The sequence below is a fragment of the Aquimarina spinulae genome (assembly GCF_943373825.1).
Taxonomy (GTDB): Bacteria; Bacteroidota; Bacteroidia; order Flavobacteriales; family Flavobacteriaceae; genus Aquimarina; species Aquimarina spinulae.
In genome coordinates, this window is the sequence record NZ_CALSBP010000002.1 from 2,329,913 (window position 1) to 2,356,449 (window position 26,537).

The 26,537-nt window shown below is 33.7% G+C and carries 32 protein-coding genes and 1 tRNA gene; 23 read left to right on the plus strand and 10 right to left on the minus strand.

The window, feature by feature from the left end; all coding sequences use genetic code 11:
• Positions 1–93 precede the first annotated feature (93 nt).
• On the plus strand, positions 94–534 hold the full coding sequence (locus tag NNH57_RS15900) for a hypothetical protein (RefSeq protein WP_074406873.1): 441 nt from the start codon (positions 94–96) through the stop codon (positions 532–534).
• A 136-nt stretch (positions 535–670) separates the two neighbouring features.
• On the opposite strand, the gene NNH57_RS15905 is transcribed toward NNH57_RS15900, so the two are convergent.
• A complete protein-coding gene (locus NNH57_RS15905) occupies positions 671–1,093 on the minus strand; it encodes a secondary thiamine-phosphate synthase enzyme YjbQ (RefSeq protein ID WP_108809191.1) in 423 nt (140 codons plus the stop codon).
• Between the two features lie 177 nt (positions 1,094–1,270).
• Here NNH57_RS15905 and NNH57_RS15910 point away from each other — a divergent pair, with 177 nt between their 5' ends.
• A complete protein-coding gene (locus NNH57_RS15910) occupies positions 1,271–2,083 on the plus strand; it encodes a Cof-type HAD-IIB family hydrolase (protein ID WP_074406871.1) in 813 nt (270 codons plus the stop codon).
• Between the two features lie 5 nt (positions 2,084–2,088).
• Here NNH57_RS15910 and NNH57_RS15915 read toward each other — a convergent pair whose 3' ends face one another.
• Both NNH57_RS15915 and lepA read right to left on the minus strand, forming a co-directional pair.
• The gene (locus NNH57_RS15915) at positions 2,089–3,162 is read right to left on the minus strand and encodes a hypothetical protein (RefSeq protein WP_108809192.1); all 1,074 of its coding nucleotides are present in this window, start codon (positions 3,160–3,162) and stop codon (positions 2,089–2,091) included.
• Positions 3,163–3,268: 106 nt separating this feature from the next.
• Positions 3,269–5,065, minus strand: a complete 1,797-nt coding sequence (gene lepA / locus NNH57_RS15920; RefSeq protein WP_074406869.1) for a translation elongation factor 4 — start codon at positions 5,063–5,065, stop codon at positions 3,269–3,271.
• A 347-nt stretch (positions 5,066–5,412) separates the two neighbouring features.
• On the opposite strand from lepA, the gene dusB reads away from it, so the two are divergent.
• Positions 5,413–6,405 (plus strand): tRNA dihydrouridine synthase DusB, encoded by a 993-nt coding sequence (dusB, locus tag NNH57_RS15925; protein ID WP_074407653.1) that lies wholly within the window; start codon positions 5,413–5,415, stop codon positions 6,403–6,405.
• 88 nt (positions 6,406–6,493) lie between these two features.
• Here the strand turns inward: dusB and NNH57_RS15930 are convergent, their stop codons facing one another.
• Positions 6,494–7,696, minus strand: a complete 1,203-nt coding sequence (locus tag NNH57_RS15930) for an ABC transporter permease (RefSeq protein WP_108809193.1) — start codon at positions 7,694–7,696, stop codon at positions 6,494–6,496.
• Between the two features lie 119 nt (positions 7,697–7,815).
• Positions 7,816–8,208 carry a 30S ribosome-binding factor RbfA gene (gene rbfA, locus NNH57_RS15935; RefSeq protein ID WP_025664582.1) on the minus strand — a complete coding sequence of 131 codons (393 nt, stop codon included), beginning with the start codon at positions 8,206–8,208 and terminating at the stop codon, positions 7,816–7,818.
• Between the two features lie 63 nt (positions 8,209–8,271).
• Between rbfA and mce the strand changes: the two genes are divergently transcribed.
• The 3 genes from mce to NNH57_RS15950 all read left to right on the plus strand — a co-directional run bounded on the left by mce (position 8,272) and on the right by NNH57_RS15950 (position 10,771).
• Positions 8,272–8,694, plus strand: a complete 423-nt coding sequence (gene mce, locus NNH57_RS15940) for a methylmalonyl-CoA epimerase (RefSeq protein WP_025664583.1) — start codon at positions 8,272–8,274, stop codon at positions 8,692–8,694.
• Between the two features lie 143 nt (positions 8,695–8,837).
• A tRNA-Ile gene (locus tag NNH57_RS15945) sits at positions 8,838–8,911 on the plus strand.
• Between the two features lie 180 nt (positions 8,912–9,091).
• Positions 9,092–10,771, plus strand: coding sequence for a helix-turn-helix domain-containing protein (locus NNH57_RS15950; protein WP_074406867.1), 1,680 nt, complete (start codon positions 9,092–9,094; stop codon positions 10,769–10,771).
• Between the two features lie 5 nt (positions 10,772–10,776).
• Here NNH57_RS15950 and NNH57_RS15955 read toward each other — a convergent pair whose 3' ends face one another.
• Positions 10,777–11,055 (minus strand): MOSC domain-containing protein, encoded by a 279-nt coding sequence (locus tag NNH57_RS15955; protein WP_074406866.1) that lies wholly within the window; start codon positions 11,053–11,055, stop codon positions 10,777–10,779.
• Between the two features lie 177 nt (positions 11,056–11,232).
• Between NNH57_RS15955 and NNH57_RS15960 the strand changes: the two genes are divergently transcribed.
• Positions 11,233–11,436 carry a hypothetical protein gene (locus tag NNH57_RS15960; protein ID WP_074406865.1) on the plus strand — a complete coding sequence of 68 codons (204 nt, stop codon included), beginning with the start codon at positions 11,233–11,235 and terminating at the stop codon, positions 11,434–11,436.
• Between the two features lie 36 nt (positions 11,437–11,472).
• Here NNH57_RS15960 and NNH57_RS15965 read toward each other — a convergent pair whose 3' ends face one another.
• On the minus strand, positions 11,473–12,366 hold the full coding sequence (locus NNH57_RS15965; protein WP_082994792.1) for a DMT family transporter: 894 nt from the start codon (positions 12,364–12,366) through the stop codon (positions 11,473–11,475).
• Positions 12,367–12,432: 66 nt separating this feature from the next.
• Positions 12,433–12,753: an antibiotic biosynthesis monooxygenase gene (locus tag NNH57_RS15970; protein ID WP_074406863.1), complete on the minus strand. Its 321-nt coding sequence runs from the start codon at positions 12,751–12,753 to the stop codon at positions 12,433–12,435.
• Positions 12,754–12,845: 92 nt separating this feature from the next.
• Between NNH57_RS15970 and NNH57_RS15975 the strand changes: the two genes are divergently transcribed.
• From NNH57_RS15975 to NNH57_RS16010, 8 genes are all read left to right on the plus strand, one after another.
• The gene (locus NNH57_RS15975) at positions 12,846–13,436 is read left to right on the plus strand and encodes a CGNR zinc finger domain-containing protein (protein WP_074406862.1); all 591 of its coding nucleotides are present in this window, start codon (positions 12,846–12,848) and stop codon (positions 13,434–13,436) included.
• 12 nt (positions 13,437–13,448) lie between these two features.
• Positions 13,449–13,838 carry a RidA family protein gene (locus tag NNH57_RS15980; RefSeq protein WP_108809194.1) on the plus strand — a complete coding sequence of 130 codons (390 nt, stop codon included), beginning with the start codon at positions 13,449–13,451 and terminating at the stop codon, positions 13,836–13,838.
• Between the two features lie 51 nt (positions 13,839–13,889).
• Entirely contained in the window at positions 13,890–14,033 is a 144-nt protein-coding gene (locus NNH57_RS15985; protein ID WP_159099329.1) for a hypothetical protein, read from the plus strand.
• 161 nt (positions 14,034–14,194) lie between these two features.
• Entirely contained in the window at positions 14,195–14,977 is a 783-nt protein-coding gene (locus NNH57_RS15990) for a 2-keto-4-pentenoate hydratase (RefSeq protein WP_074406860.1), read from the plus strand.
• 88 nt (positions 14,978–15,065) lie between these two features.
• Complete coding sequence (locus NNH57_RS15995) at positions 15,066–15,968, plus strand: PhzF family isomerase (protein ID WP_074406859.1); 903 nt, start codon at positions 15,066–15,068, stop codon at positions 15,966–15,968.
• Positions 15,965–16,804 carry a PhzF family phenazine biosynthesis protein gene (locus tag NNH57_RS16000; RefSeq protein WP_108809195.1) on the plus strand — a complete coding sequence of 280 codons (840 nt, stop codon included), beginning with the start codon at positions 15,965–15,967 and terminating at the stop codon, positions 16,802–16,804. The genes NNH57_RS15995 and NNH57_RS16000 overlap by 4 nt, the downstream gene beginning before the upstream one ends.
• A 34-nt stretch (positions 16,805–16,838) precedes the next feature.
• A complete protein-coding gene (locus tag NNH57_RS16005; protein ID WP_108809196.1) occupies positions 16,839–17,213 on the plus strand; it encodes a RidA family protein in 375 nt (124 codons plus the stop codon).
• 17 nt (positions 17,214–17,230) lie between these two features.
• Positions 17,231–18,331, plus strand: coding sequence for an aminopeptidase (locus NNH57_RS16010; RefSeq protein ID WP_108809197.1), 1,101 nt, complete (start codon positions 17,231–17,233; stop codon positions 18,329–18,331).
• A 64-nt stretch (positions 18,332–18,395) separates the two neighbouring features.
• On the opposite strand, the gene NNH57_RS16015 is transcribed toward NNH57_RS16010, so the two are convergent.
• Complete coding sequence (locus tag NNH57_RS16015; protein WP_074406849.1) at positions 18,396–18,734, minus strand: hypothetical protein; 339 nt, start codon at positions 18,732–18,734, stop codon at positions 18,396–18,398.
• A 476-nt stretch (positions 18,735–19,210) separates the two neighbouring features.
• Between NNH57_RS16015 and NNH57_RS16020 the strand changes: the two genes are divergently transcribed.
• Positions 19,211–19,366 carry a hypothetical protein gene (locus tag NNH57_RS16020; RefSeq protein ID WP_159099330.1) on the plus strand — a complete coding sequence of 52 codons (156 nt, stop codon included), beginning with the start codon at positions 19,211–19,213 and terminating at the stop codon, positions 19,364–19,366.
• A 63-nt stretch (positions 19,367–19,429) separates the two neighbouring features.
• Here NNH57_RS16020 and NNH57_RS16025 read toward each other — a convergent pair whose 3' ends face one another.
• A complete protein-coding gene (locus tag NNH57_RS16025) occupies positions 19,430–20,017 on the minus strand; it encodes a riboflavin synthase (RefSeq protein WP_074406848.1) in 588 nt (195 codons plus the stop codon).
• 87 nt (positions 20,018–20,104) lie between these two features.
• Between NNH57_RS16025 and pdxA the strand changes: the two genes are divergently transcribed.
• The 7 genes from pdxA to NNH57_RS16060 all read left to right on the plus strand — a co-directional run bounded on the left by pdxA (position 20,105) and on the right by NNH57_RS16060 (position 26,536).
• A complete protein-coding gene (pdxA, locus tag NNH57_RS16030; protein ID WP_108809198.1) occupies positions 20,105–21,163 on the plus strand; it encodes a 4-hydroxythreonine-4-phosphate dehydrogenase PdxA in 1,059 nt (352 codons plus the stop codon).
• A gap of 175 nt (positions 21,164–21,338) precedes the next feature.
• Positions 21,339–21,881 carry a YceD family protein gene (locus NNH57_RS16035; protein WP_074406846.1) on the plus strand — a complete coding sequence of 181 codons (543 nt, stop codon included), beginning with the start codon at positions 21,339–21,341 and terminating at the stop codon, positions 21,879–21,881.
• A gap of 7 nt (positions 21,882–21,888) precedes the next feature.
• Entirely contained in the window at positions 21,889–22,086 is a 198-nt protein-coding gene (gene rpmF / locus NNH57_RS16040) for a 50S ribosomal protein L32 (RefSeq protein WP_024768393.1), read from the plus strand.
• Positions 22,087–22,259: 173 nt separating this feature from the next.
• The gene (locus NNH57_RS16045) at positions 22,260–23,255 is read left to right on the plus strand and encodes a beta-ketoacyl-ACP synthase III (protein ID WP_074406845.1); all 996 of its coding nucleotides are present in this window, start codon (positions 22,260–22,262) and stop codon (positions 23,253–23,255) included.
• Positions 23,256–23,282: 27 nt separating this feature from the next.
• Positions 23,283–23,774, plus strand: a complete 492-nt coding sequence (accB, locus tag NNH57_RS16050) for an acetyl-CoA carboxylase biotin carboxyl carrier protein (RefSeq protein ID WP_074406844.1) — start codon at positions 23,283–23,285, stop codon at positions 23,772–23,774.
• Positions 23,775–23,862: 88 nt separating this feature from the next.
• Positions 23,863–25,212, plus strand: a complete 1,350-nt coding sequence (accC, locus tag NNH57_RS16055; protein WP_108809199.1) for an acetyl-CoA carboxylase biotin carboxylase subunit — start codon at positions 23,863–23,865, stop codon at positions 25,210–25,212.
• Positions 25,213–25,423: 211 nt separating this feature from the next.
• Positions 25,424–26,536: an NAD(P)/FAD-dependent oxidoreductase gene (locus tag NNH57_RS16060; RefSeq protein ID WP_108809200.1), complete on the plus strand. Its 1,113-nt coding sequence runs from the start codon at positions 25,424–25,426 to the stop codon at positions 26,534–26,536.
• Position 26,537 lies beyond the last annotated feature (1 nt).

Genomic DNA, 26,537 nt, shown 5'->3' on the forward strand with positions numbered 1-26,537 from the left:
TTCTAGAATAAGTCTAAATAAAGACTCCTATCCTACTAGGATGAGGCTTTTTTATGCATTATATGTACCTTTGAATAAACTAAACACATCATTATGTACGAAGCTATTCAAATCGTCCATTCGTATTGGGCTTACCTTGTTGTTCTTATCGTTACACTAGCAACTATTAATGCCCTTGCTGGGTTTTTTACCAAAAGAGAATATGCTCCTAAAGACTTTAGAGTTTCTCTATTTGCACTTATTGTTACTCATATTCAGCTTTTAATAGGTATTATTATTTTCTTTGTATCTCCTCTGGTAGTTTGGTTCTCAGGAACTCACAAAATGGGAGAAATTATGAAAGATGCTACTTTACGATTATATAATGTAGAACACCCTATGGTAATGATCTTAACCATTGTTTTTATCACAATGGGATACTCTAAACATAAAAAGAAACTTACTTCTACACCTAAATTTAAAACACTGGCTATTTTCTATACCATTGCCTGGATTCTTATGCTATCGAGAATACCTTGGGCACAATGGTTTTAAAAGTAATTTAGTTATAATACTAAATTAGACTCATAAAATCTATAATGCTTGTCATTCTGGTTTGCGGTAGAATGGCAAGTTTAATTAGTATAAAAGCAAAATCGTTATATACATAATCACGATTAACTCCTAATCTCTATACTCCATAAGCTGTTAAAACCAGTTTTCTTGGGCCTCCGTAATTTCTATGCTCACAGAGATAAATACCTTGCCATGTTCCTAGATTTAATTCTCCGTTAGTAACAGGAACCAAAACAGAAGCCCCCATCAATGAAGCTTTAATATGAGCAGGCATATCATCAGGACCCTCATAGGTATGTATATAATAAGAAGCATTTTCTGGAACCATAACATTCATATGACTTTCAAAATCCTGTCGTACTGTAGGGTCTGCATTCTCATTTATAGTAAGACTAGCAGATGTATGCTTAATAAACACCTGTAACTGACCTACCTGTATTTGCTTTATCTCATTTATTTCGGCAAGAATTTTAGAAGTAATCAAGTGAAATCCTCTGGGATATGATGGTAATTGTATTTCTTTTTGAAAAAATCTCATGGTATTGTCCCGGTACAACTCGGAATTCCTTTAATTAATATTTAATCTACTTTGGCAGGTGCTATCAAACTGAGTAAAGCTCTTTATTTACTGGCAATTTAATACAAATTTTACAGTTATAATACCCTGTATTTACCCTAACTCTAATACCTTTACAATTTAAAATTATAAATTACTATGGATCTATCACAAATCAAAATGGTTGCTACAGATATGGATGGCACACTTCTTAACACTAATGGTGAAGTTAGCCGTCGTTTTTTTGAACTTTTTGAAGAGTTAAATAGCCTGGGTGTAACCTTTGTTGCTGCTAGTGGAAGACAATACTATAGTATTATTGATAAACTAAAACCAATTAAAGATGATATCTATGTCATTGCCGAAAACGGAGCTCTGACTATGCAACAAGACAAAGAACTTCAGACTACAGAGATCGATCGCGAAACGTATCTGGAATTACTTGATATCACTAAAAAATTACAAGGCTCACAAGTAATAGTTTGTGGAAGAAAACGAGGGTATATTGAAGATTACGGGCAAGATTTTATCGATATGTTTAATGAATATTATTATCGATATGAAATTGTGAAAGATCTCGCAGAAGTAATCGATGATCAATATCTCAAAATTGCGATTTGCAATCAAAAAGGAGCAGAAGAATACCTCTATCCTGCTTTAAAACATCTAGAGAACAAATTGAAAGTAAAAGTATCTGGAGAAATCTGGCTAGACCTTTCTCATAACCTTGCCAATAAAGGCCATGCACTACAACAATTGCAAAAAAATAATAATATATTACCAGAAGAGACTATGGTTTTTGGAGACTACAACAATGACCTCGAAATGATGACCAAAGCAACATATAGCTTTGCTATGGAAAATGCCCATCCAAACGTAAAGGCAATTGCCAATTACTCAACAAAAAGTAATAATGACAATGGTGTAGAATATATGCTACATAAGATGATTGAAGCCAAAAAAGCTAACTAAATCTGCTATTTTATGTTAGCCTGAGAAATATCAATCTCTATAGTAGCTCTTTCTCCTGTTGCCTGCCAAAAATTAAAGAAAAAATTACCCCAATCAGGAGTTCCTTTTTTAGTAAAGTTATCTAGATCTTTATTGATAGCTGTAATCCTTTCATCACTTAATTTTGAAGTAGAAATAACCACAGTAATCCCTTTAAAGCTTTTCTGAGAATTCTCTTCAGAAGGTACGCGGGCTCCATTCTTTGTAATAAGATCTGCTGCTGTAAAAGTTGTAATTTTATCTGCTGTAAATTTACCTCCACCTGCTACTGCTTGTGGATTTTCAGCCACTTGAACCGATTCGAGTTCGCTTTCTTTTATTAATCCCATAAGGTATAATTCTAAATTACCATACGCAAGCGTGTTTCCTCCATTGGCAAAAGTGCCAAATCCATCTTCACCATCTATTTTTCCTTGATAATTACCGCCTCCTAAATCAATAAGCTCGTCAAAACCACCAAGTTGTCCTCCTACGCTAGAATATCCCCAGTGACCACCAACTGTGGTTGGGATAAAATTATAATTTGCCCAATAATGCATGATTTCATGTAAAAAGGGACCGTTTTTAATATATTCTGTTCTAGGCATATGAATAACACTCTTTAATACACCTTTAGAACCATACGATGCAGTATTATCATAAATAGATGATCCCACACCTTCTATATCATTTTTAACTTTTTGATTTACTCCATAATACAAACCATTAGGCTGTTCGGTTTCAACAGAGAGTATAAAAATAAAATCAAAATTGTCATTTAAATACTCATATACCTTTTTAGACACCATAGCAAAATCGCCGTTTCCGGCAATAAACTTATTGTAATCCGCTTCCGATAAAACATAGTTTATAAGCTTACTGTCTTTACCTAAAATAAAATCTTCTGCAAAAACAGTCTGTTCTCCCAATGGATCTGGGTCAACTCCAGTATCGGTAGGATCTGTAGTATCATCATCTTTGCTACAAGAAAGAAAACAAAAAACAAAGAAAGCTATAAAAGATAAGATTTTTAAACTCTGCTTTAATTGGGGCTTTAGCATGATATAAATTCTTAAGTTATAAAAAAACAACGCTATAACAGACACTTTATTTGAATTACACAACAAATAAATTAAACCTATTTACAAGGAACTAATAACCGAATCTCTAATCATTTAGTTTTAATACTGCCATAAATGCTTCCTGAGGAATCTCTACATTTCCTACCTGGCGCATTCGTTTCTTTCCTTTTTTCTGCTTTTCTAATAATTTACGTTTACGAGAAATATCACCACCATAACATTTGGCTGTTACATCTTTACGAAGAGCTTTTACGGTTTCACGAGCAATAAATTTTGCTCCAATTGCTGCCTGTATTGGGATATCAAATTGTTGGCGAGGGATTAATTCTTTTAATTTCTCACAAATCTTTTTACCAATATCATAAGCATTATCTTTATGTAATAATGCAGATAACGCATCTACAATATTTCCGTTAAGTAATATATCAACCTTCACCAGTTTAGAAGAACGTAAACCAATCGGCGCATAATCAAATGATGCATATCCTTTTGATACTGTTTTTAAACGATCATAAAAATCAAATACGATCTCTGCCAATGGCATATCAAAGGTAAGTTCTACTCGTTCTGTAGTTAAATACGTTTGATTAGTAATCTCTCCTCGTTTCTCAATACATAAAGACATTACGGATCCTACAAAATCAGATTTGGTAATAATAGAAGCTTTGATATACGGTTCTTCTACTCTGTTCATAGAAGAAGGGTCTGGTAAATCAGATGGGTTATTTACAATTATGACATCATCAGGGTTTTTATTGGTAAACGCATGATAAGATACATTAGGTACCGTAGTGATCACGGTCATGTTAAATTCACGCTCCAGTCGTTCCTGGATAATCTCCATATGTAACATCCCCAGGAATCCACATCTAAAACCAAAACCTAGTGCTGCTGAACTCTCTGGCACAAACACCAAAGAAGCATCATTAAGTTGTAATTTTTCCATAGAATTACGAAGCTCTTCATAATCTTCTGTATCTACAGGATAAATCCCTGCAAATACCATGGGTTTTACATCCTCAAAACCTTCAATAGCATTTTGTGTAGGTGTTTTGGCATCTGTAATCGTATCTCCTACTTTTACTTCGCGTGCATCTTTAATACCTGTAATAAGATATCCTACATCTCCTGTTTTGATTACCTGTTTAGGTTCCTGATTTAATTTTAATGTTCCTACCTCATCAGCAGAATAGTTTTTCCCGGTAGCCACAAACTTAATCTGTTGCCCCTTTTTAATTTCACCATTAACTACCTTAAAATATGTTTCTACACCTCTAAACGAGTTATATACCGAATCAAAAATCAGGGCTTGTAATGGCTCTTCAGGATTTCCTTCTGGTGGCGGAACACGTTCTATGATGGCGGTAAGAATTTCTTCTATACCTATTCCCGTTTTAGCACTTGCAGGAATTACTTCTTCGGCATCACACCCCAAGAGATCTACAATATCATCAGTTACTTCTTCTGGATTAGCACTTGGTAAGTCTACTTTATTGAGTACCGGAATAATTTCCAGATCATTTTCGAGAGCCAGATATAAATTAGAAATTGTCTGCGCCTGTATACTTTGTGCTGCATCTACAATTAGTAGTGCTCCTTCACAGGCTGCAATAGAACGAGAAACCTCATAAGAAAAATCAACATGACCCGGAGTATCAATAAGATTAAGGATATACTCCTCTCCTTTATGTTTATATTCCATCTGGATTGCATGACTCTTGATCGTAATCCCACGTTCACGCTCCAAATCCATACTATCAAGTAATTGTGCTTGCGCTTCACGAGCGGTTACTGATCCGGTAAAGTCCAATAATCGATCTGCCAGTGTACTCTTGCCGTGATCAATATGTGCAATAATGCAAAAATTTCTAATATTTTTCATGTAGTCTCTCTCTTGTATACCATCAAATCTAACATAATCATTTATAAAGGTATATCAATCATTTTTAAATACCCATTATGGGTTTCATTCTTCTTTTCAATACGTTTTGGGCATGACCCATCATTACATTATGGGTCGGGCTATCCGCGCTACATGGTAGCTTACTCCTATCCCTCACGCAATTTTCATCCTCTTAATGACTTGCAAATATAATCGATTTTAGAAGGTTTATACTATCTCTCCCAGTATTTTTAGATCTTACCTATTTCAAAAAAACAAGACTTCGCAGATCATAGAGATCTGCAAGGTCTTAAAGAATTTGTATTTTTGCCAAAAAAAGATTTGCTGTGGCCAAGATAGGAAACATAGATGTAGGAGAATTCCCATTGTTATTAGCCCCAATGGAAGATGTAAGTGATCCTCCTTTTCGTGCATTGTGCAAAGAGCAAGGTGCCGATGTAGTGTATACAGAATTTATTTCTAGTGAAGGGCTAATTCGTGATGCTGCCAAAAGTGTTATGAAACTTGATATTTATGAAAAGGAACGTCCGGTTGGTATTCAGATTTTTGGAGCCAACTTGGATTCAATGCTTAAATCTGTTGAGATTGTAGAAGCATCGGGCCCTGATATTATTGATATTAATTTTGGGTGCCCTGTAAAAAAAGTAGTAAGTAAAGGTGCAGGAGCAGGGATTCTTAAAGATATTGACCTCATGGTTTCTCTTACCGAAGCTATGGTTAAACACACCAAATTACCCGTTACTATAAAAACACGATTGGGTTGGGATCACAATTCTATCAGGATTGTAGAAGTTGCAGAACGGTTACAGGATGTAGGAGCCAAAGCCATTTCTATTCATGGTCGTACACGAGCACAGATGTATAAAGGTAATGCAGATTGGAAACCTATTGCCGAAGTAAAAAACAATCCGAGAATGCACATTCCTGTATTTGGTAATGGCGATGTAGATACTCCCGAGCGTGCTATGGAAATGAGAGATCAATACGGTCTTGATGGGGCCATGATTGGTCGTGCCAGTATTGGTTATCCCTGGTTTTTCAAAGAAGTAAAACACTTCTTTAAAACCGGCGAACATTTACCACCACCAACTATAGAAGAACGAGTAAATGCAGCTCGTAGACACTTACAAATGGCAATCGATTGGAAAGGTGAAAAACTAGGTGTTTTTGAAACCCGTAGACATTATACCAATTACTTTAAAGGAATACCTCATTTTAAAGAATACCGAACCAAAATGGTAACTAGTGATCTCTCCCAGGATGTATTTGCTGCTTTTGATGAAGTACAGTCCACATTTTCAGGATTTGAGTTCGTATAATTTTTTTTATTCCGAACCTAATTCACAAGATATTTTATAGCATAGTTTTCAGAATAATACAACGTATTGCTTTAAATTTTAGAAGAGGTCAATTCACTAACTTCTGATTAATCCTGCTAGAGGCCAATAAAGAAGCTATAAAACCGATAATAGTAATCGTAAAAAAGACTACAACAAAGCTAATTACAGTAATACGAGTCGGATACGGTAATGAGGGGGTAATCATTAATAATCCAAATTGTTGTTGTAATACGATAAGTATAAACCCTAATAACAAACCTAATATTGTGCCCAAAACGGTCATAAGCGAACCTTGAAACAAAAATATTTTTCTAATACTAGGCAGAGAAGCCCCTACATTATAGAGCGTTTTTACATTGCTTTTCTTATCAATAATCATCATAATAATAGCTCCAGCAACATTAAACAAAGCAATAATAGCAATTAACGTAATCACCAGATAGGATACTAAGTTTTCAGTATTCAACATCTTATACAGTGTATCGTTAAGTTGCATTCTGTTTTTTACAATCACATTATGATCAAAAATCTGTTGTAATCCTTTTATCACCACTTCTTCATTAGCTTGTGGTAATAGTTTAAGCTCTATATGAGTCACTTTATCTTCTGGTAATTTCAACAATTTGCGTACTAATCCTGTAGTTGCAAAAATGTATTTTTTATCAAGTTCTTCATTTACGCTATACACCCCAATATTTACAGCTTTCTCTGATCTAAATGCTTTTGAAGGATCACTGGGAATACCTTTACCTGGCTTTGGCACATAAATACTAAGCAGATTTGTATAGGTTTGCTCTACTCCCATATTAAGTTCTCTGCTAATTCCATTACCCGCAACGATCTGGAAATCATTATCGGTTAACCAATCCCCAAATACCAGTATACTATCGGTGTGAATAACATTGTGATAATTAGCATCTACCCCTTTGATATAGGACATCTTTTGTTTACCCACAAACTCTAAGAAAACACGCTCTTCTACTATTTCAGAAAAATGAGCAACTCCTTCAAGTTTAGCTAGCTTTTCTTTTTGAGTATCGGTGAATGTAAATGTCTTTCCGCCTGACGGAAAAACCTTAAGATCGGGATCAAAATATGAAGAAAATTGAAGGCTAAAATCCTTAAGCCCCGCAAATCCTGATAACACAAGAAATAATGCCATCGCTCCTATGACCACGCCAGTTGCAGCAATAATTGTAATAATATTAATGGCGTTGCTACTACCAGGAGAAAACAAGTATCGCTTTGCGATGTAGTATGAAAAATTCAAATCCTTATGATGAGCATTAGATATGTATGAAATTTTAATTCTGCAATAAAGATAAGAGAAAAGAAAATTCTATTTCTTCTACTTTCTATGATTTTTCTATTTGTGAGGACTGCTAAAAATTACTTCTTTTTACGTTTTTCGAGAAGTTCGGGATTATTTATAGGATCTTCTTTACCCTTTACAGCCTCTTCTATATTAGAAATATACTCGAGAGAATCGTCAATAAAATAGGATAATTCTGGCATACGACGTAACTGATTTTTAGTACGTTGTGCTACCTGATGTTTTATTTGTGATTTTACCTGGTTTACTTCTTTTAATACTCTTTCTCCTTCCTGATGTGGGAAGACGCTCATATATACTTTTGCAATAGAAAGATCTGTAGTTACGCTTACTTTGGTAACGGAAACCAAAATCCCCTGTACTCCCGCTTCACGTAATGCAAGTTGTATCACATCGGCTACATCGCGTTGTAATACTCCTCCAATTTTTTTCTGTCTGTTTGTTTCCATGGTGCAAAAGTACAATTTATATGTATTTTTGCGACATAGTGATAAAAGTATATTATGAACCACATCAATAAAATAGAACACCTGGGTATTGCAGTTAAAGATATTGAGCAAGCAAATACATTATACGAGAAACTTTTGGGAGTCGCTCCTTATAAGCAAGAAGCCGTAGAAAGCGAAGCTGTAATCACCTCTTTTTTTAAGGTGGGAGATAGTAAAATAGAATTACTGGCCAGTACCCGGGAGGATGGACCTATCGGAAAATTTATTGCCAAAAAGGGAGAAGGTATTCATCACATCGCTTTTGATGTCGATAATATCGAATTAGAACTGGATCGATTAGAAAAAGAAGGGTTTCAATTAATCAATAAGGTGCCTAAACCTGGCGCTGATAACAAATTAGTTGCTTTTCTACATCCTAAAAGCACAAATGGGGTCTTGATAGAGTTATGCCAGGAAAAACCTATTGATCAGGATATTACAAAATAAATACTATCGTTTTTATAGCTCTTTTTTCCTTTTTTAAAGAAGAATCAAAGCCTTTATCTGGTTTAAGAATGAAAGACAATTAAAATAATAGAAAAAAATGTTGGCGTGTTTATATCAAATCCTTAAATTTGCCCTCCGTTTTAGGTCCCATAGCTCAGCTGGTTAGAGCACCTGACTCATAATCAGGGGGTCCTTGGTTCGAGCCCAAGTGGGACCACCTAGTTAAAAAGCTGTTTCTTGTATTAGAAACAGCTTTTTTTGTGCACTCATGATACTATATCTTTATTTATAAGCTCGCTTTTTACAAAACCCGTGTGCTATATGGCATATTTCAAACTGTTAAGCCACTGATCATAGGATTATTCTACTACTTTTGACTCACAAAAAAGGATATGCTATGTGGCTAAGATGTTATAAAATTACTTTGCTTTTTTTGATTTCTTGTATAGGATATGGGCAATCATATAAAGTGCCGGATTCCTTGAGAAAGAAAACATATGAGGAATTAGAAATTGACTTTAACAACAATATTGAAATAAACTCTTCCAAAACAGGTTTATTTGCTGAAGCATATATATCAAAAAGTAAAAAAGAGAACAACATTTTTGAAATTGCTAATGGGTATTATCTTTTTTGTAGACTTAATGACGATAATCCTAAAATTACTTTACAATATGCAGACTCAATTATTGCAATAACCAAAGATAGTTCTTACAAAAAGTATCCTACAAGAGGGTATCTCTATAAAGGGTTCTCATTAAAGTCCCAAGGAAAATACAATAAAGCATTAGAAGCCTATTTAACTGGTCTTCATTATGCAAAATCAAAGGATGATTTAATAAATTTTATTGCTATAAAACATAATATAGCGATATTAAAAGATGTGTTGGGTAATTATGATGAAGCCTTAAAAGAATATAGAGAAAATTTAACATTTATAAAAATGCAGGATACTATATTCAAATATAGGCCTCACCATATTGCCACTATTTTCAGAATGTCATATACTTTTAATAACCTTGAAATGCTTGATTCTGCACATTTTTATGTAAAAAAAGGAATTGACCTTTCTTTATCTGGAAAAAAGAAATATTATTATCCCGCTTTATTGATTAGTGTTAGTGTAAATAGTTATAAAAGAGGGAAATATAGTGTAGCTATTGATAGTCTGAAGAAAGCTATTAAGTTAATAGATAGAAAAACAGTTGCATATACGTATCTAGGGAAAAGTTTATTGAAACTAAAAAAACAAGATGAAGCTTTACTGTATTTAAAAAAAGTGGATTCTATAACTCATACCTTCAATTATTCACCTGAAACACGAGATGCTTTTACTATATTGATTGATCATTATAAAACTATTAAGGATAAAAATAATCAACTTAGGTTATTGAAAAAATTAATAACATTGGATAGTGTTACAGATAAAAAATACAATAGGTTAAGTATTAATTTAGTAAAAAACTATGATACAGCTAAGTTAATTAAAGAACGTGACAATATCATCGCTACCCTAGAAAAAGAAAACACCAAAATCTCATCCCAAAACATCATCATATCGATATTTTTGGCAGTAAGCATGTTGGGTTTTGGATATTATTATCACCGGCAACGTTTGTATAAAAAACGCTTCTTAAAACTACTCGATACAACTACTAATCCTGATCAAAAAAAAGAGCCTTCTAATGATGTATCAGCGTCACCATCCATTAATAAAGAAACAATAAACCATCTGCTAGATCGACTACAACAATTCGAAGAAAAGCAAGGCTATCTAAAATCAAATCTTAATGCCAAAGATCTTGCAAAAAGTTTTGGATCTAATTCTAGTTACCTTTCTAAAGTGGTCAATACCTTTAAAGAAAAAAGTTTTAGTAGTTATGTCAATGATCTGCGTATCAATTATGTAATTGATAAACTACGTGAAGATTCTATTTTTAGAAAATATACCGTAAAAGCTATCGCACAAGAAATTGGTTTTAATAATGCCGAAGCCTTTTCTAAGGCATTCTATAAAAAAACAGGAATCTATCCTTCATATTTTATAAAAGAACTAGAGAAACAGCAGTCGATATAAGAAAATCACGTTACACTAATTTCATCTCCTATAGCAATGGTAAAATCTTTGCTATCAATAAGCTTAAAATATCTTCCAAACCAGATTTTTCGCTCTGATAATCGATATTGTGATAAGATTTTAAAAAGTTCTTCGCCTTTTTCTTTCGTTTCTTGATTTACTGTTCTTACTGTACACTTAGCACATGATAGAGTTTCAAGATAAAAAACAAATATTTTTAATAACAAGAGGCCAGTATTTTCAGAATTATAATTAAGGTCAAAATTTATAAATGCAAATGTCAAAATTTATAAATCCTTACTTACCCTCCTTGTAATAAGCAGATGATAGCTTTTATCTTTATCTCGAATCAATGATGACTTTACAATTTCTCAAACCATTATTTTATTTAGATTCTTTTGAGTAAAGGAAATTATGATGTCATAAAATATTTTTAATCATAAAACATTAATTTTTTAATCATGAAAAAATCACTTTTAAACTTAGGAAGATTTTTACACAGAGACGAACAAAAACACATTAAAGGAGGGCATATGGACATGTCCTCAGATAATTGTAAAGATGAATGTGAAACTTCTGCAGACTGTCCAAGTGGTCAAGCTTGCCATACATTTGATCAATCTAAATCTTGTCCTTCACATCCAAAAGTTAAAATTTGTATGTAAGCATTTTGAAAGATTGCCTGAGTTTCAGGCAATCTTTTAGCTTTTCTTTTTAGTAAACCCAAATAATAATAGACCAATAATTACAACTCCTCCTCCTATAAGCTGCTCGGCATATAATGTTTCCCCAAAAGGAAACGCAAGTAACACCGCAAAAAACGGAATAAGATTCATAAACAATGTCGAGGTTGTTGCTCCCAATTTAACGACACAGAAATAAAATGCCGTATATGCAATTCCGGTTCCTAATATCCCCATAAATAAGATACTACCCCAAAAAGATATATCGGCAGGAACATCGGTTGTTATAAATTCTGGTAGTGAGAAAACCGCAAACAAAACAAAGGCCATGAGCGAGGTAATCGTGGTCATCACAACAGCATCTACATGAGGAAGGTATTTACTTACAATGACCTGAGAAAGTGAGAATACAATAGCCATACCCATGATATAAACATCCCCTATTTCGAACTGCAATTCTGCCAGTTTACTAAAATCTCCTTTTACCAAAATAATCGCCACTCCAAAAAAACTAATCGCAATAGCAATCCATTGTATTAATTTCACTTTTTTTCTTTGCAATAAAAAAGTAAAAACAGCAGTAATTGCAGGGCTTGTTGCAATAATAAGAGATCCATTTACAGCACTGGTAGTTTTTAATCCCAGATTAAAAAAGTATATGGTTAAAAAGATTCCGAAAAAGGAAGTAAGAAACATATACCACCATTCTTTTGCAGAAAATCTGAGTTTGAATAACGAGTTCCCAAATCTTATATACACAAGAAGAAACAACGAGACAACTCCAAAGAAAAATCGCAAAGCAGCCACACTTACGGGAGAATAAAACTCTAAAGCTATTTTTACCACATGAAAATTAGCTGCCCAAAAAAGCATGGTTAGTATCAAAAACAGAAACGTAATTATTTTAGTCATTATAGATATATGTTATTTATGGTTGGGTTCATTAAGGAGTTTTTTAAACTGAAATTATCCCTTATTTTAAAAAACAAAGGTCTCAAAATGCTGTACTTCTTCTTCGAACTCCAGAAGAAAATCCTTATCTCTATCGTAATATTTTGCTTTGGTATAATCCTCTCCAGCAAAAGTTTTAATACTCTCATAATCTTTCCATTTGGTCACTGTCCATACATGGCAGATATCATCTTCAAATCTTCTTAAAATTTCTACACCTAGTATTCCATCAACAGATTTATAATCTGCAACACCACTTTCTATTAAGTATCGCAAATATTCCTCGGCATCTTCGGCATTAATTTTCCCATGCCATTTTCTTGTAATTACACTTGATTTATAATTCATACTACTAAAATTAATTACACTGGTGCAAATATAAGATAATATTTTTACTACCAAAACTTGTTTTACTGGTTATAATTATTTTACTTTGCACCATGAATAATGTAGAACATATACAAAACAGCCTTTTAGACGGAGGAAATCTATCTCTCAATTTTATCAATACGATTAAAGACAGGCTGGTTGCAGATCCTATAGACTACCTTACCGGGAAAGAGGAATGGATTGCCTGGTTAAAACGCGTTGATATTTTAGAAAATGAAACATCAAACTTTGATGAAGCTAGTTTTAATCTAAAGGAAGTTATAAGGAAAAGAGAATTTTTGCATCGTGTATTTCAAGGACTTGTTTTTCAAAGAGAAATCAAAGAAAAAGATCTTAAATGTTTTGATACACTCTTACAAAAAATCAGAAGATCCACTAAAATTTTTGTGGTAGACAATAAGCCTCAAGAACACTTGGAGATAGACCCAAATGATCTAAATAGCTATATCTTAAAAATTGGAAAAGCGGCTCATGAACTATTGATGTCTGAAGAAATAGATCGGGTAAAAGAATGTGGTAATTGCGGTTGGATTTACTTCGATTCGAGTAAAAACAAATGTAGAAAATGGTGCAATATGGATACTTGTGGTAACGAAGTAAAAGCCAGAAAATATTATGAAAGCAAAAAAAACAAAGTATAAAACTATATAAAAATGAAAAATAGAAAAAACATTTCGTCTGGTAGCCCCTGGGAAGATATTGTAGGATACTCCAGAGCTGTAAAAGCAGGGAATATCATCGAGGTTTCTGGTACTACCGCTACCGGTAAAGATGGTGATATTATTGGTATAGACGACCCTTATCTTCAGACCAAAACAATTATAGAAACTGCTAAAAATGTTTTGGAAGATATGGGATATAGTTTAGACAATGTGATACGAACAAGAATTTATACTACCGATATATCTCAATGGGAAGCTATAGGAAAAGCACATGGAGAATATTTTGGCACTATAAAGCCCACTACCGCAATGGTAGAAATAGCCAAACTAATTAATCCTGATATGTTGGTAGAAATAGAATTTACAGCCATAGCAGATTAATTATACAAAAATGAATTAAAAATTAGTACTAACCCTTAAATACTCATAATTATGAATTGTAATGTAGAATGTTTACCTAATGATTGTTCAGTAGTAAGAGAAAAGAGCACTACCAAAATTTTTATTCAATCCATTACCGATTGGTTAAAAACTTTTAGAATCCCCGGAGCCGAAGATGCTTCAAGATTTAAATAGTGTCAATTTCAACAATCTATATGATATGAAATAGACCACATAAATCATCTTAATTTATAAAAAAAGAGATCAAATAGATGGTCAAAAATTAGAGATAACGAATCTGCCGAGTCATTATATTTTAGAGATCCTGATAAAAAATTTAATTGAAATAAGTATTTATGAAAGATAAAATCTACAACTCAAAAGCTCTATTATACAGGTCAGAAATGATGGCAGCATACAGGAAAGAGGTCTCACTACCATATCTGTCAGATTTTGATGTAGTATTAACTTCGGATGAAGCTTATCAGATTCAGAAACATTTGGTACAGAAAGTATCAGAAAATGATACTATAGTTGCTTACGAAGCTGGTATGACTTCTGAAGGTTCTCAGAAAAAATTTGGGGCAACTCAACCACTTGCAGCAGCACGATTTACTTCTGGACTTTATTTCGACACTACAGAAATTAAACTCTCTGAATTTCAAAATCCAATTCTCGAAACAGAAATCGGTTACCGAATGAAATCAAAAATCACAAAAAAAGTAACTTTAGGTACAGTAAAAGGATTGGTGAAAGAAATTATACCTATGATCGAAATCCCGGATATTAAACATCCAGATATGTCCAGGTTAACTCAAAAAGATATGATTGCTACTAATGGTGCAGGCGCTGTAATTATTCAAGGAAAACCAGTGAATCCAGATGTAAATATTAATGAAGAAATCATAACCCTAGCATTGGGTAAAGAAGAAATTAGCAGAGGAAAAGGAAGTGACGCTATGGGAGACCAATGGACATCACTAGTATGGTTAATCAATAAGACCTTGGATCAAGGATACCCAATTACGCCAGAACACATCCTTATGACTGGTACAGTTGGGCAAATAGTACCACTAACCAAAGGTTCTTATACTGCCCTATATGGATCCCTGGGAACGATTGAATTTACAGTGGTCTAGACAGGTGCATAGAGTGGGTAGGTAAAGAATCTCCATACTACTCAAAAAGACATTGATCGTTTTATAGCGATTTAACAAAAACAGGAGCATGAAAAAATTTACCGTATATCAAATAGATGCTTTCACCAAAGAAAAATTTAAAGGAAACCCTGCAGGAGTTATAATTAACGCAACAGGATTAGATGATACTCAAATGCTGGCTATCGCACGAGAATTAAATAACTCTGAAACAGCATTTATCTTCCCCTCTGATGGCAAAGACAATGATGGTGTTATACGATATTTTACACCTACAGTAGAGGTTCCTATTTGTGGTCACGCAACTATTGCTGCTATGTATGCCAAAGCCATATCCGAAAATCTGAATTCTTGTGTATTAAGGATGAAAACCAAAGTAGGGGTTTTACCATTTACTATCTATAAAAAAGATGATGATTATAAAATAGAAATGACACAAGGCTCTATCAGTTTTGAGCCACCTTTTAGTATAGAAATTCAACATCAAATTATAGCTGCACTTGGGCTAAAAAGTGCTGATATAGATGAAAAATGTCCTATTCAAATTGCTTCTACAGGACATTCTAAAGTAATGATAGGCATCAAAAATAATAAAACACTTAATGCTCTTAAACCCAATAATAGCAAGCTTAGTGAACTCAGCAAAATAATTGGATGTAATGGGTATTATGTTTTTACGTTTGATTCTACTGATAAGGATTGTTTGATCGATGGGCGCATGTTTGCTCCTGCTATAGGTATAAATGAAGACCCCGTTACTGGGAATGCTAATGGTCCTTTAGGTGCTTATTTAATTCATCATGAATTGGTTACATATAACGGTAAAGAATTTACGTTTAAAATCAAACAAGGTGAAAAAATGAAGCGCACAGGCTATATGAATGTTCATGTGACCTGTGCACATAATCGACCAAAACAAGTACAAATTACAGGCAATGCAATAGTTGTATTTAAAACCACAATAACTATATGAAAACAACAAAAATTCAAAAAATAGCAGCTTTCTCTTATAACAATACAGGAGGAAATCCTGCAGGTGTTGTAATAACAGATAAAATGCCGAAAGAAGAAGAAATGTTTAGCATTGCTAAAGAAGTGGGATTCTCTGAAACTGCTTTTTTACACCCTAAAGATAACGGATGGCGTATTCGGTATTTTTCTCCTGAAATAGAAGTCGATTTTTGTGGTCATGCTACCATTGCCACAGGAGCAGGCCTGGGACAAAGCCATGGAGAAGGAACATACAAGCTGTTTTTAAACAACGGAGAAATTAGTGTTGCCGTTAAAAAAACCACGGGAAATGATTTTAAAGTAACATTACAATCACCAGAAACTTGGTCAAAACCTGCGCCGCAAACTGTTATAGATGATGTTCTTGATTTATTTAACCTTCCTGTTTCGGCACTTCATGCAGATTTTCCGATTCGATATGCTTTTGCAGGAGCCAAACACCTTATTCTTGTAGTAAATGATCGAAAAACGATAGCCGATATGAAGTATAAATTCGAAAAAACCAAAACTCTTATGCTTAAAGAAAGCCTGGTCACTATAAGCTTATTGTGGTTAGATGACAATAATGTATTTCATTCCAGAAACGCATTTGCCTCAGGAGGAGTATATGAAGATCCTGCTACAGGAGCTGCTGCTGCGGCTTTAGCTGGTTATTTACGTGATATAAATTGGAAAGGAAATAATAAATTCGAAATCATCCAGGGAGAAGATATGGGATCTCCATCACGACTAATAGTAGAATACACTCCTACAATAGGATCTAGCATAAAAATATCAGGAAGTACACGGGATATTTAGACAAAAATCTGAACAACCAACTCAAATAAAAAACATGAAGACAAATGAAGCATTAAACATACCCAAAAGTAATGGACACTATGCTATGTGGGTAGAACATAAAGGCTCCCTTTATTTAAGCGGGCAATTACCAATACATCCAATCACCAAAGAAGTACCTGCAGGTATCGAAGCACAAACAAAATTATTATTACAGAATATAGAACTCACGCTAAAAAAAGCCGGAAGCAGTAAAAATCATATCATTAGAAATGAGATTTTTATTAATGATGTTGCACATTGGTCAACAATAGATAAAGTATATGCTGATTTTTTTGGAGATCATAAACCCGCCAGAGCAGTAGTTGGTAATGCCGAATTACATCTCGGTTGCCTCATTGAAATCATAACAACAGCAGCAATAATCTAATAATCAATACTAAAAAAATGAATTCATCTATATTAAAAAAATACGCAGATCTATTGGTACATTACTCCCTTGATATACAACCGGGAGATAAATTATTTATTCAAACTACAACACTTGCAGAACCATTAGTGCGAGAAGTTTTTAGAACTGCTATCAAAGCCGGAGCACATGTAGAATACCAATTGGAGTTTAGTGAAGCTCATAAAATTAAAATTGATAATTCTGAAGAAAAGCAATTAAACCAACCTCCTGTATTATACGCACATGCGATGGAGCATTTTGATGCTTATCTTAAAATTATGGCTCCTCATAATCTCATCGAAAATCAAAATATAGATACTCAAAAACAACGAAAGCACAAAGAAACTTTAAAACCAATAACAGAACATTATTACAAAAGAACTGCCAATGGCAGTTTAAAACGAACCTTGTGTTTATATCCAACACAAGCCGGTGCTCAAATGGCAGGCATGTCACTAGAAGAGTATTCTCATTTTGTCTTTAACGCTTGCCACCTATTTAATGAAGATCCTAAAACATCCTGGTTACACATACGGAAAGAACAACAAAATATTGTTGATTATTTAAACAAGGTAGACAAGGTACAGTATATCACCAAAGGAACCGACATACAGTTTAGTGTTAAAGGACGAAAATGGATAAACTCTGACGGGCGAACAAATATGCCCAGCGGAGAAGTATTTACCGGGCCAATTGAGGATAGCGTGAACGGAACAGTATATTTTAGCTTACCTTCTGTCTTTGAAGGTCATATCGTAAAAGGAATTACACTAAGGGTTAAAGATGGTAAAATTATAGACTGGAAAGCAGAAGAAGGACAAGAATTATTAGACGACATATTTAAAGTTCCGGGAGCTAATTATTTTGGAGAAGTAGCTATCGGAACCAATTACAATATACAGCAAGCCACAAAAAACATTTTATTTGATGAAAAAATTGGAGGCACTATACATATGGCAGTAGGGCAATCGTATTTTCAAACTGGTGCTAAAAACAAATCTATTATCCATTGGGATATGATAACAGACATGACACAAGGAGGTCAGATATTAGCAGATGGAAAACTGATCTATGAAAATGGAAAATTTCTTATATAATACATAAATGATTAACAAAACAAACCTTAGAAGCTTTTTTATCCACGTTTCAGAAGAAAGAAAACTATACCAATTTAATGTCCTCCTTAAATAACATATGAATATATTCGGCATGCACTTCTGCATGGTGTTGATTTTCTAGGCAATGAAATAGTAGATGAATCAATCCATAATCACCCAAACTATCCCTATACTCATACCTCGCCTTATTTTTTACCCATAAAATAAAACAACATAAATGACCTATCTCCCCTAACTTTTGAGCATCTTTTAAGCATTCTCTAAACTCATCTAATGTCATATGAGCATATTCATCATACTTCTTTTTGCAGAAGTCATAATCAAAAGTATGCTTATACGATTGTAATTTTCGGTTTTGTATTTCGTAGTTAATACCACTCATAACATAAGAGTAATTTACACCAGGTTAAGTATTCATATCCTCATAAATATACGATTTGAAGTTATCTCTGTTTTTACAAAACGCATGCCAGGACTTTAAAAAATTAACCCAAAAAGCTTAAGTAAATCTTAAAGTTTTAATTAATGGTTTATATTTTTATTATTAGGAATAATTCCAATACAAAAATACAAAATTAGGAATTATTCCAATAGATATATTTCACTTTTATGCCTTTATTTTTCAACTTATTATTATAAAAAGCAAAAATACAAGGAAGATCTAATAATACACAACTTATTGTTTTACAGAGTTTTAACCTTTAAAGCCTATGAGTTTTGTTAATAAAACCTGATAAGTTTATTTTAAAAAATCAAACATGTCTATTAAATTTACTTTGAATTTGATACGATATGGTATGTTTTTTGGGGAAAGAACTACTATAATGAAAATTGGGAAAATAAATCAAATCTAGAATTATGCAGTATAAAGTAATTGATGCAAAAAGCCAGTATTTTGGTAAAGTATTGGATTTCGAATCCTGCTCCACTTTAAGCGATCTGGGAGGAGTACTCTTAAAGATCGAAAGAAACAGGGTTTCACTTTTTAAATTTAACGAAGTAGAATTGGTATAATTGCCATTCTACTTCTTTCAACTTTCCTTATTATTTATTATACATAAATACTTATAAAATAAGTTATCTTAGTTCAGTAATTCGTTTTACATATTTGCCAATTACATCAAACTCAAGGTTAACAACACTTCCCTCTTTAAAAGTGTTAAAGTTTGTATGCTCATAAGTATATGGAATAATAGCAACACTAAATTCGTTCTTTTTAGAATTAACTACAGTCAAACTAACTCCATTAACCGTTACCGATCCTTTTTCTATAGTGATATTATTTAGTGAAGGATCATAATCAAAAGTAAAATACCAACTTCCATCAGCCTCTGTGATTGCTGTGCAAATTGCAGTTTGATCTACATGACCTTGTACAATATGCCCATCTAACCTATCGCCTAATTTCATTCCCCTTTCCAGGTTTACTACGGCATCAACCACAAGGGTATTAAGATTAGTCTTATCCAACGTTTCTTTGATCGCCGTAACTGTATACATATCTTCATTAATAGACACCACTGTTAAACAAACCCCATTATGCGCTATACTTTGATCAATCTTCAATTCTGAAGTAAAATTCGCACGTACTGTAATATCCAGATTTTCTTTATTAGTTTGTAAAGAAGTAACAATTCCTAATTCTTCGATGATTCCTGTAAACATAAATGCGAATTATTTAATTAAATTTGTGACCTTGAAGTTTGAAGTCTGATTTTAGATTTCAAAAATACTGATAAAGTAGTTTATATAATGAAGAAAGAAGAAAAAATAAGATTAGGGATTTCTATTGGCGACCTTAACGGAATAGGAAGTGAAGTTATCCTTAAAACTTTTGAAGATTCGCGAATGTTAGATTTTTGTACTCCGGTAATTTTTGCCTCGGTAAAAATTCTTTCTTTCATAAAAAAACAATATAAAAGCAACATAAACCTTCATGGTATAGATAAGACATCTCAGATTCTGGATGGTAAAATAAATGTTCTTAATGTTTGGAAAGAAGCCGTTAGTATTAATTTTGGGCAAGAAGATGAAAAAGTAGGAAGCTATGCGATCAAATCACTTAAATCTGCAACCGAAGCTTTAAAAAATGATCAAATTGATGTGCTGGTCACTGCACCTATTAATAAACACAGTATTCAATCTGAAGAATTTAAATTCCCAGGACATACTGATTATCTGGATCAGGAACTAGAAGGAAATAGTCTTATGTTTATGATTACCGATGATTTAAAAGTTGGATTACTTACCGATCATGTGGCCGTTAAGGATATAGCCGATACCATTACACCAGAATTGATTGAACAAAAAATAGATACTATTCATCATGCGCTTAAACAAGATTTTGGTATCTCAAAACCAAAAATTGCGGTACTAGGAATTAATCCACATAGTGGAGACAACGGCGTAATTGGTAAAGAAGATGAAGATGTATTAAAGCCAACGATCCAAAAAATTAATGAATCTGGCATATTAGTATATGGACCCTATGCAGCAGATAGTTTTTTTGGTTCTAATAATTATAAAGCTTTCGATGCTGTTGTAGCTTCATATCATGATCAGGGATTAATTCCTTTTAAAACACTCTCTTTTGGCAAAGGAGTAAATTATACTGCAGGCCTACATAAAGTTCGTACTTCTCCAGATCATGGTACTGCTTTTGAAATTGCAGGAAAAAACCTAGCCGATAATAGCTCATTTAAAGAAGCTGTTTTTGCGGCATTAAAAATTTTTAAAAATAGAAATGAATATAATGAACTAACTAAAAATCCTCTAAAAAAACAACCTCGTAAACCGCAAAATAAGTCATGAGAGGTTAGGAATTAAGTATAAAAATGATCCTCAAACCTATTACCTTAATCCTTAAACCTAATTAATCACTAACAATCTGATATAATTTTGTTTACAAAAATACTTTCATAACGAATTTTTATTATCTTTGCACCCGCCTTTATCAAATTGATAGGCACTTGAAACTGATGATGAAATGATACAACTTAAAGAGTATACTATTCCTTTTGTTGGGCTGAAGCAAGGATTACACCAGTTTGAGTATCAAATTGACAATACGTTCTTTGAACATTTTGAGTATGATGAGTTTAATTCATCTGCAGTAAAAGTTGATATGGAGTTTAATAAAAAAACAACTTTATTAGAACTTCAATTTAAAGCAACTGGAACTGTAAATGTAAATTGTGATCTCACCAATGAACCTTTTGACTTACCTATTAAGAATGAATTCTTTTTGGTAGTGAAGTTTGGAGACGAATATAATGATGAAAATGAAGAGCTTCTTATTATTCCTCACGGGGATTATGAAGTAAACGTTCAACAATATATTTATGAGCTTATTGTTTTGGCTATGCCATCCAAAAGAGTTCATCCAGGTGTTGAAAACGGAACATTAGAATCAGACATACTTGAAAAATTAGAAGAATTAAGTCCAAAAGAAAAAACAATAGTAAACAACAATGAGGAGACAGATCCTCGCTGGGATAAATTAAAAAACTTATTAAACGATAAACAATAGCTAAGCAATGGCACATCCTAAGAGAAAAATATCGAAAACAAGAAGAGATAAAAGAAGAACGCATTATAAAGCTTCTGTACCACAAATAGCTACTGATCCAACTACTGGAGAGGCGCATTTATATCATAGAGCACATTGGCATGAAGGTAAATTATACTATCGTGGTCAAATTGTTATCGACAATACTGAAGAAGAAGTAGCGTAAGGATACTGTTAAAATTTTAAAGAGAGCTCTCACAAATGTGAGAGTTTTTTTGTTTTTAGTTGAATATGTGTCAAAATCCCGTTATTTTGCGCCATATTTGTGTATAATTTAGTAATTTCGACAACTTTTTGAGCGCATTTTTATGCTATAGTTTGTGAAACTAAAACTAAGATATGAGTAAAATCACAGCCGCTATCACCGCTGTAGGTGCATACGTGCCAGACTATGTGTTATCTAATGATATATTAGCAACAATGGTCGAAACTAACGACGAATGGATAACCAGTCGTACAGGTATCAAAGAACGCAGGATACTAAAAGATAAAGATAAGGGAACATCTTTCTTAGGTATAAAAGCGGCAGAAGATCTAATCGCTAAAAAAAATCTCGACCCTAAAGAGATTGACATGGTGATTTTTGCAACTGCAACTCCAGATCTTCCAGTTGCTGCAACCGCAGCATACACAGCTTCGAAGATTGGAGCCGTTAATGCTTTTTCCTACGACTTACAGGCAGCTTGCTCCAGTTTTTTATATGGAATGTCTACTGCCGCCAGTTATATAGAATCAGGAAGATATAAAAAAGTGTTAGTAATAGGAGCCGATAAAATGTCCTCTATTATTGATTATACCGATCGTACCACTTGCATCATTTTTGGTGACGGTGGTGGTGCAGCTCTTTTTGAACCCAATGATGAAGGCTTAGGTCTTCAAGACGAATACCTGCGTACCGATGGTATAGGAAGAGAGTTCTTAAAAATTGAAGCTGGAGGATCTATTCTACCTCCATCAGAAGAAACTGTAGCCAAAAGGCAGCACTTTGTTCAACAAGACGGAAAAACTGTATTTAAATATGCAGTTTCTAATATGGCAGATGCCAGTTCTAAGATTATGGAACGTAATAGTTTAACAGGACAGGATGTAAATTGGCTTATTGCACATCAAGCCAATAAACGTATCATCGACGCTACAGCCAAAAGAATGGAGCTAGATGAAAGTAAAGTTCTTATGAATATCCAACGATATGGTAATACAACCTCAGCCACCTTACCATTATTGTTACACGATTACGAGAAACAACTCAAAAAAGGAGACAACATAGTATTTGCCTCATTCGGTGGAGGCTTTACTTGGGGATCCATTTATCTTAAATGGGCCTATAATTCCTAAACAACTAAAACACACAATACCCACATTATGGATTTAAAAGAAATTCAGAATTTAATTAAATTCGTAGCCAAATCAGGGGCTAGCGAAGTAAAGTTAGAAATGGATGACATTAAAATCACCATTAAAACTGCATCAGAAGATGGTAAAGAAACGACAATTGTACAACAACTGCCAGTAACCCCTCAGGTGGTAGCTCCTGTACAATCACAACCAACACCTACTGCAATTACTCCTGCAGCAGTTGTAGAAGAAAAAAGTGCTTCTGACGATAATTCAAAATACATAACTATCAAATCACCTATAATAGGTACTTTATACAGAAAACCATCACCAGACAAACCTACATTTGTAGAAGTTGGTGATTCTATAAAAGAAGGTGATGTACTTTGTATTATTGAAGCAATGAAACTCTTTAATGAGATCGAAAGTGAAGTTTCTGGTAAAATTGTAAAAGTATTAGTTGATGACTCTTCTCCAGTAGAATTTGATCAACCACTATTCTTAGTAGACCCATCATAATTAATCCCATAATTTCAAACCTTTAAATTTCAAATCACATATCAAGAATTGAAATTTGTTGTTTGATTATTGTAATTTCTAAGAAGTTATGTTTAAAAAAATTCTAATTGCAAATAGAGGTGAGATTGCATTGCGTGTAATCAGAACCTGCAAAGAAATGGGGATAAAATCTGTTGCGGTATACTCTACAGCAGATGCAGAAAGTTTACATGTACGTTTCGCAGATGAAGCCGTTTGTATCGGACCTGCACCCAGTAACGAATCCTATCTTAAAATGTCTAATATTATTGCTGCCGCAGAAATCACAAATGCAGATGCAATACATCCAGGCTATGGTTTCCTTTCTGAGAACGCTAAGTTCTCTAAAATTTGTGAAGAGCATGAAATAAAGTTTATTGGTGCCAGTGCCGAAATGATTGATCAAATGGGTGATAAAGCCTCTGCAAAAGCTACTATGAAAGCAGCAGGAGTGCCTACAATCCCAGGTAGCGAAGGTATCTTGGATTCTTTTGAAGAAACCGAGAAGCTTGCCGATGAAATGGGGTACCCTGTAATGCTAAAAGCTACGGCTGGTGGTGGTGGAAAAGGTATGCGTGCTGTATGGGCAAAAGAAGACTTGAGAAAATCATGGGATAGTGCCCGCCAGGAAGCAGCAGCCTCATTTGGTAATGATGGTATGTATATGGAGAAACTCATCGAAGAACCACGCCATATAGAAATTCAGATTGTAGGAGATAGCAACGGAAGAGCTTGTCATTTATCTGAAAGAGATTGCTCGGTACAACGTAGACACCAAAAGCTTACAGAAGAAACTCCTTCGCCATTCATGACAGATGAATTGCGTAAAAAAATGGGAGAAGCTGCAGTAAAAGCTTCAGAATTCATCAAATATGAAGGTGCAGGAACAGTAGAATTTTTGGTTGACAAACACCGTAATTTCTACTTTATGGAAATGAATACCCGTATCCAGGTAGAACACCCTATCACAGAACAAGTAGTTGATTATGATCTAATTAGAGAACAAATTCTTGTTGCTGCAGGAGTGCCAATTTCGGGTAAAAATTATTTCCCACAATTACATTCTATAGAATGCAGAATCAATGCCGAAGATCCATATAAAGATTTTCGACCTTCACCCGGTAAAATTACCAATTTACATATACCAGGAGGTCATGGTGTACGAGTAGATACTCATGTATATAGTGGATATATTATTCCGCCTAACTACGATTCTATGATTGCCAAATTAATAACCACTGCACAAACACGTGAAGAGGCGATTAATAAAATGAAAAGAGCGTTAGATGAATTCGTTGTAGAAGGTATAAAAACTACCGTTCCCTTTCATAGACAGCTTATGGACGATCCAGATTATATCTCTGGAAATTATACCACTAAGTTTATGGAAGATTTTGAAATGGAAGACCCAACTGAATAACAACCAATTAAGCCTCAGCAATGAGGCTTTTTTTATACCTTTTACTTTTGCTATCAAAATTGCATTTTCTAGATAATAAGCTATATTCTTAATCCTCTTTTAAGAACAACTTCTTAAAAGGGATTTTCTACTATTGTAACTATATAAGAAATCGTAAAATCTCTTTAGGAACGACTATATTTGTTTTTCAAACAAATCAAATTCTTCTTCTATGAATTTTAGTTATTGGGAACATAAAACTTGGTTATCTAACATCGATTTTACTGTTATCGGAAGTGGAATTGTAGGACTTACTTGTGCATTAAGATTACAAAACAATTTTCCAAAAGCTAAAATTCTTATTCTGGAGCGTGGTATATTACCAAATGGAGCCAGTACCAAAAATGCAGGTTTTGCTTGTTTTGGAAGCCTATCAGAAATTCTAGACGACCTAAATTCGCATAGCGAAGAAGAAGTACTACAGCTTGTTAAAAAAAGGCACAATGGGCTTCAACTATTGAGAAAACATCTGGGAGATCAGACTATTGGCTATTTTCAAAATGGCGGTTATGAACTTTTTACCAAAAATGACCAGGCTCTTTATGAAGACTGTTTTTCAAAAAGAGAGCAAATAAATACGTTATTAAAACCAATTTTTGAAGATGATGTTTTTAGCACAAGTCCTAACATTTTCAATTTTGGAAACATCCAGTCTCAATACATCATAAATCAATTTGAAGGTCAAATCGATACCGGAAAAATGATGGAAGCACTACTAAAAAAAGTTCGAAATTCTGGCATTAAGATTCTAAACAATTGCACAGTCGAAACTTTTGATGATGACAACACTTCTGTTAAAATAAAAACCGATCAGTTTACGTTCTCTACACACAAAGTATTGATCGCTACAAATGGCTTTGCTTCTCAATTAGGAATTGAGGAGGTAAAACCCGCTCGCGCTCAGGTCTTGATTACCCAACCCATAGATAATTTACATATTAAAGGAACATTTCATCTAGATAAAGGATATTATTATTTTAGAAATATTGATAACAGAATCCTATTTGGCGGAGGTCGAAATCTAGATTTTAAAGCTGAAGAAACTACAGATTTGGCTCAAACTGAATTGATACAACAAAAATTAGAAGAAATTTTACGAGATGTAATTTTGCCCGATATTAATTTTGAAATCAATCATCGCTGGAGCGGAATTATGGGAGTAGGAAATCAAAAACAATCTATTGTTAAACAATTATCCCAAAACGTATTTTGTGGCGTGCGCCAGGGCGGAATGGGCGTTGCAATAGGAAGTTTGGTAGGTGCAGAATTAGCTGATCTTTTATAAG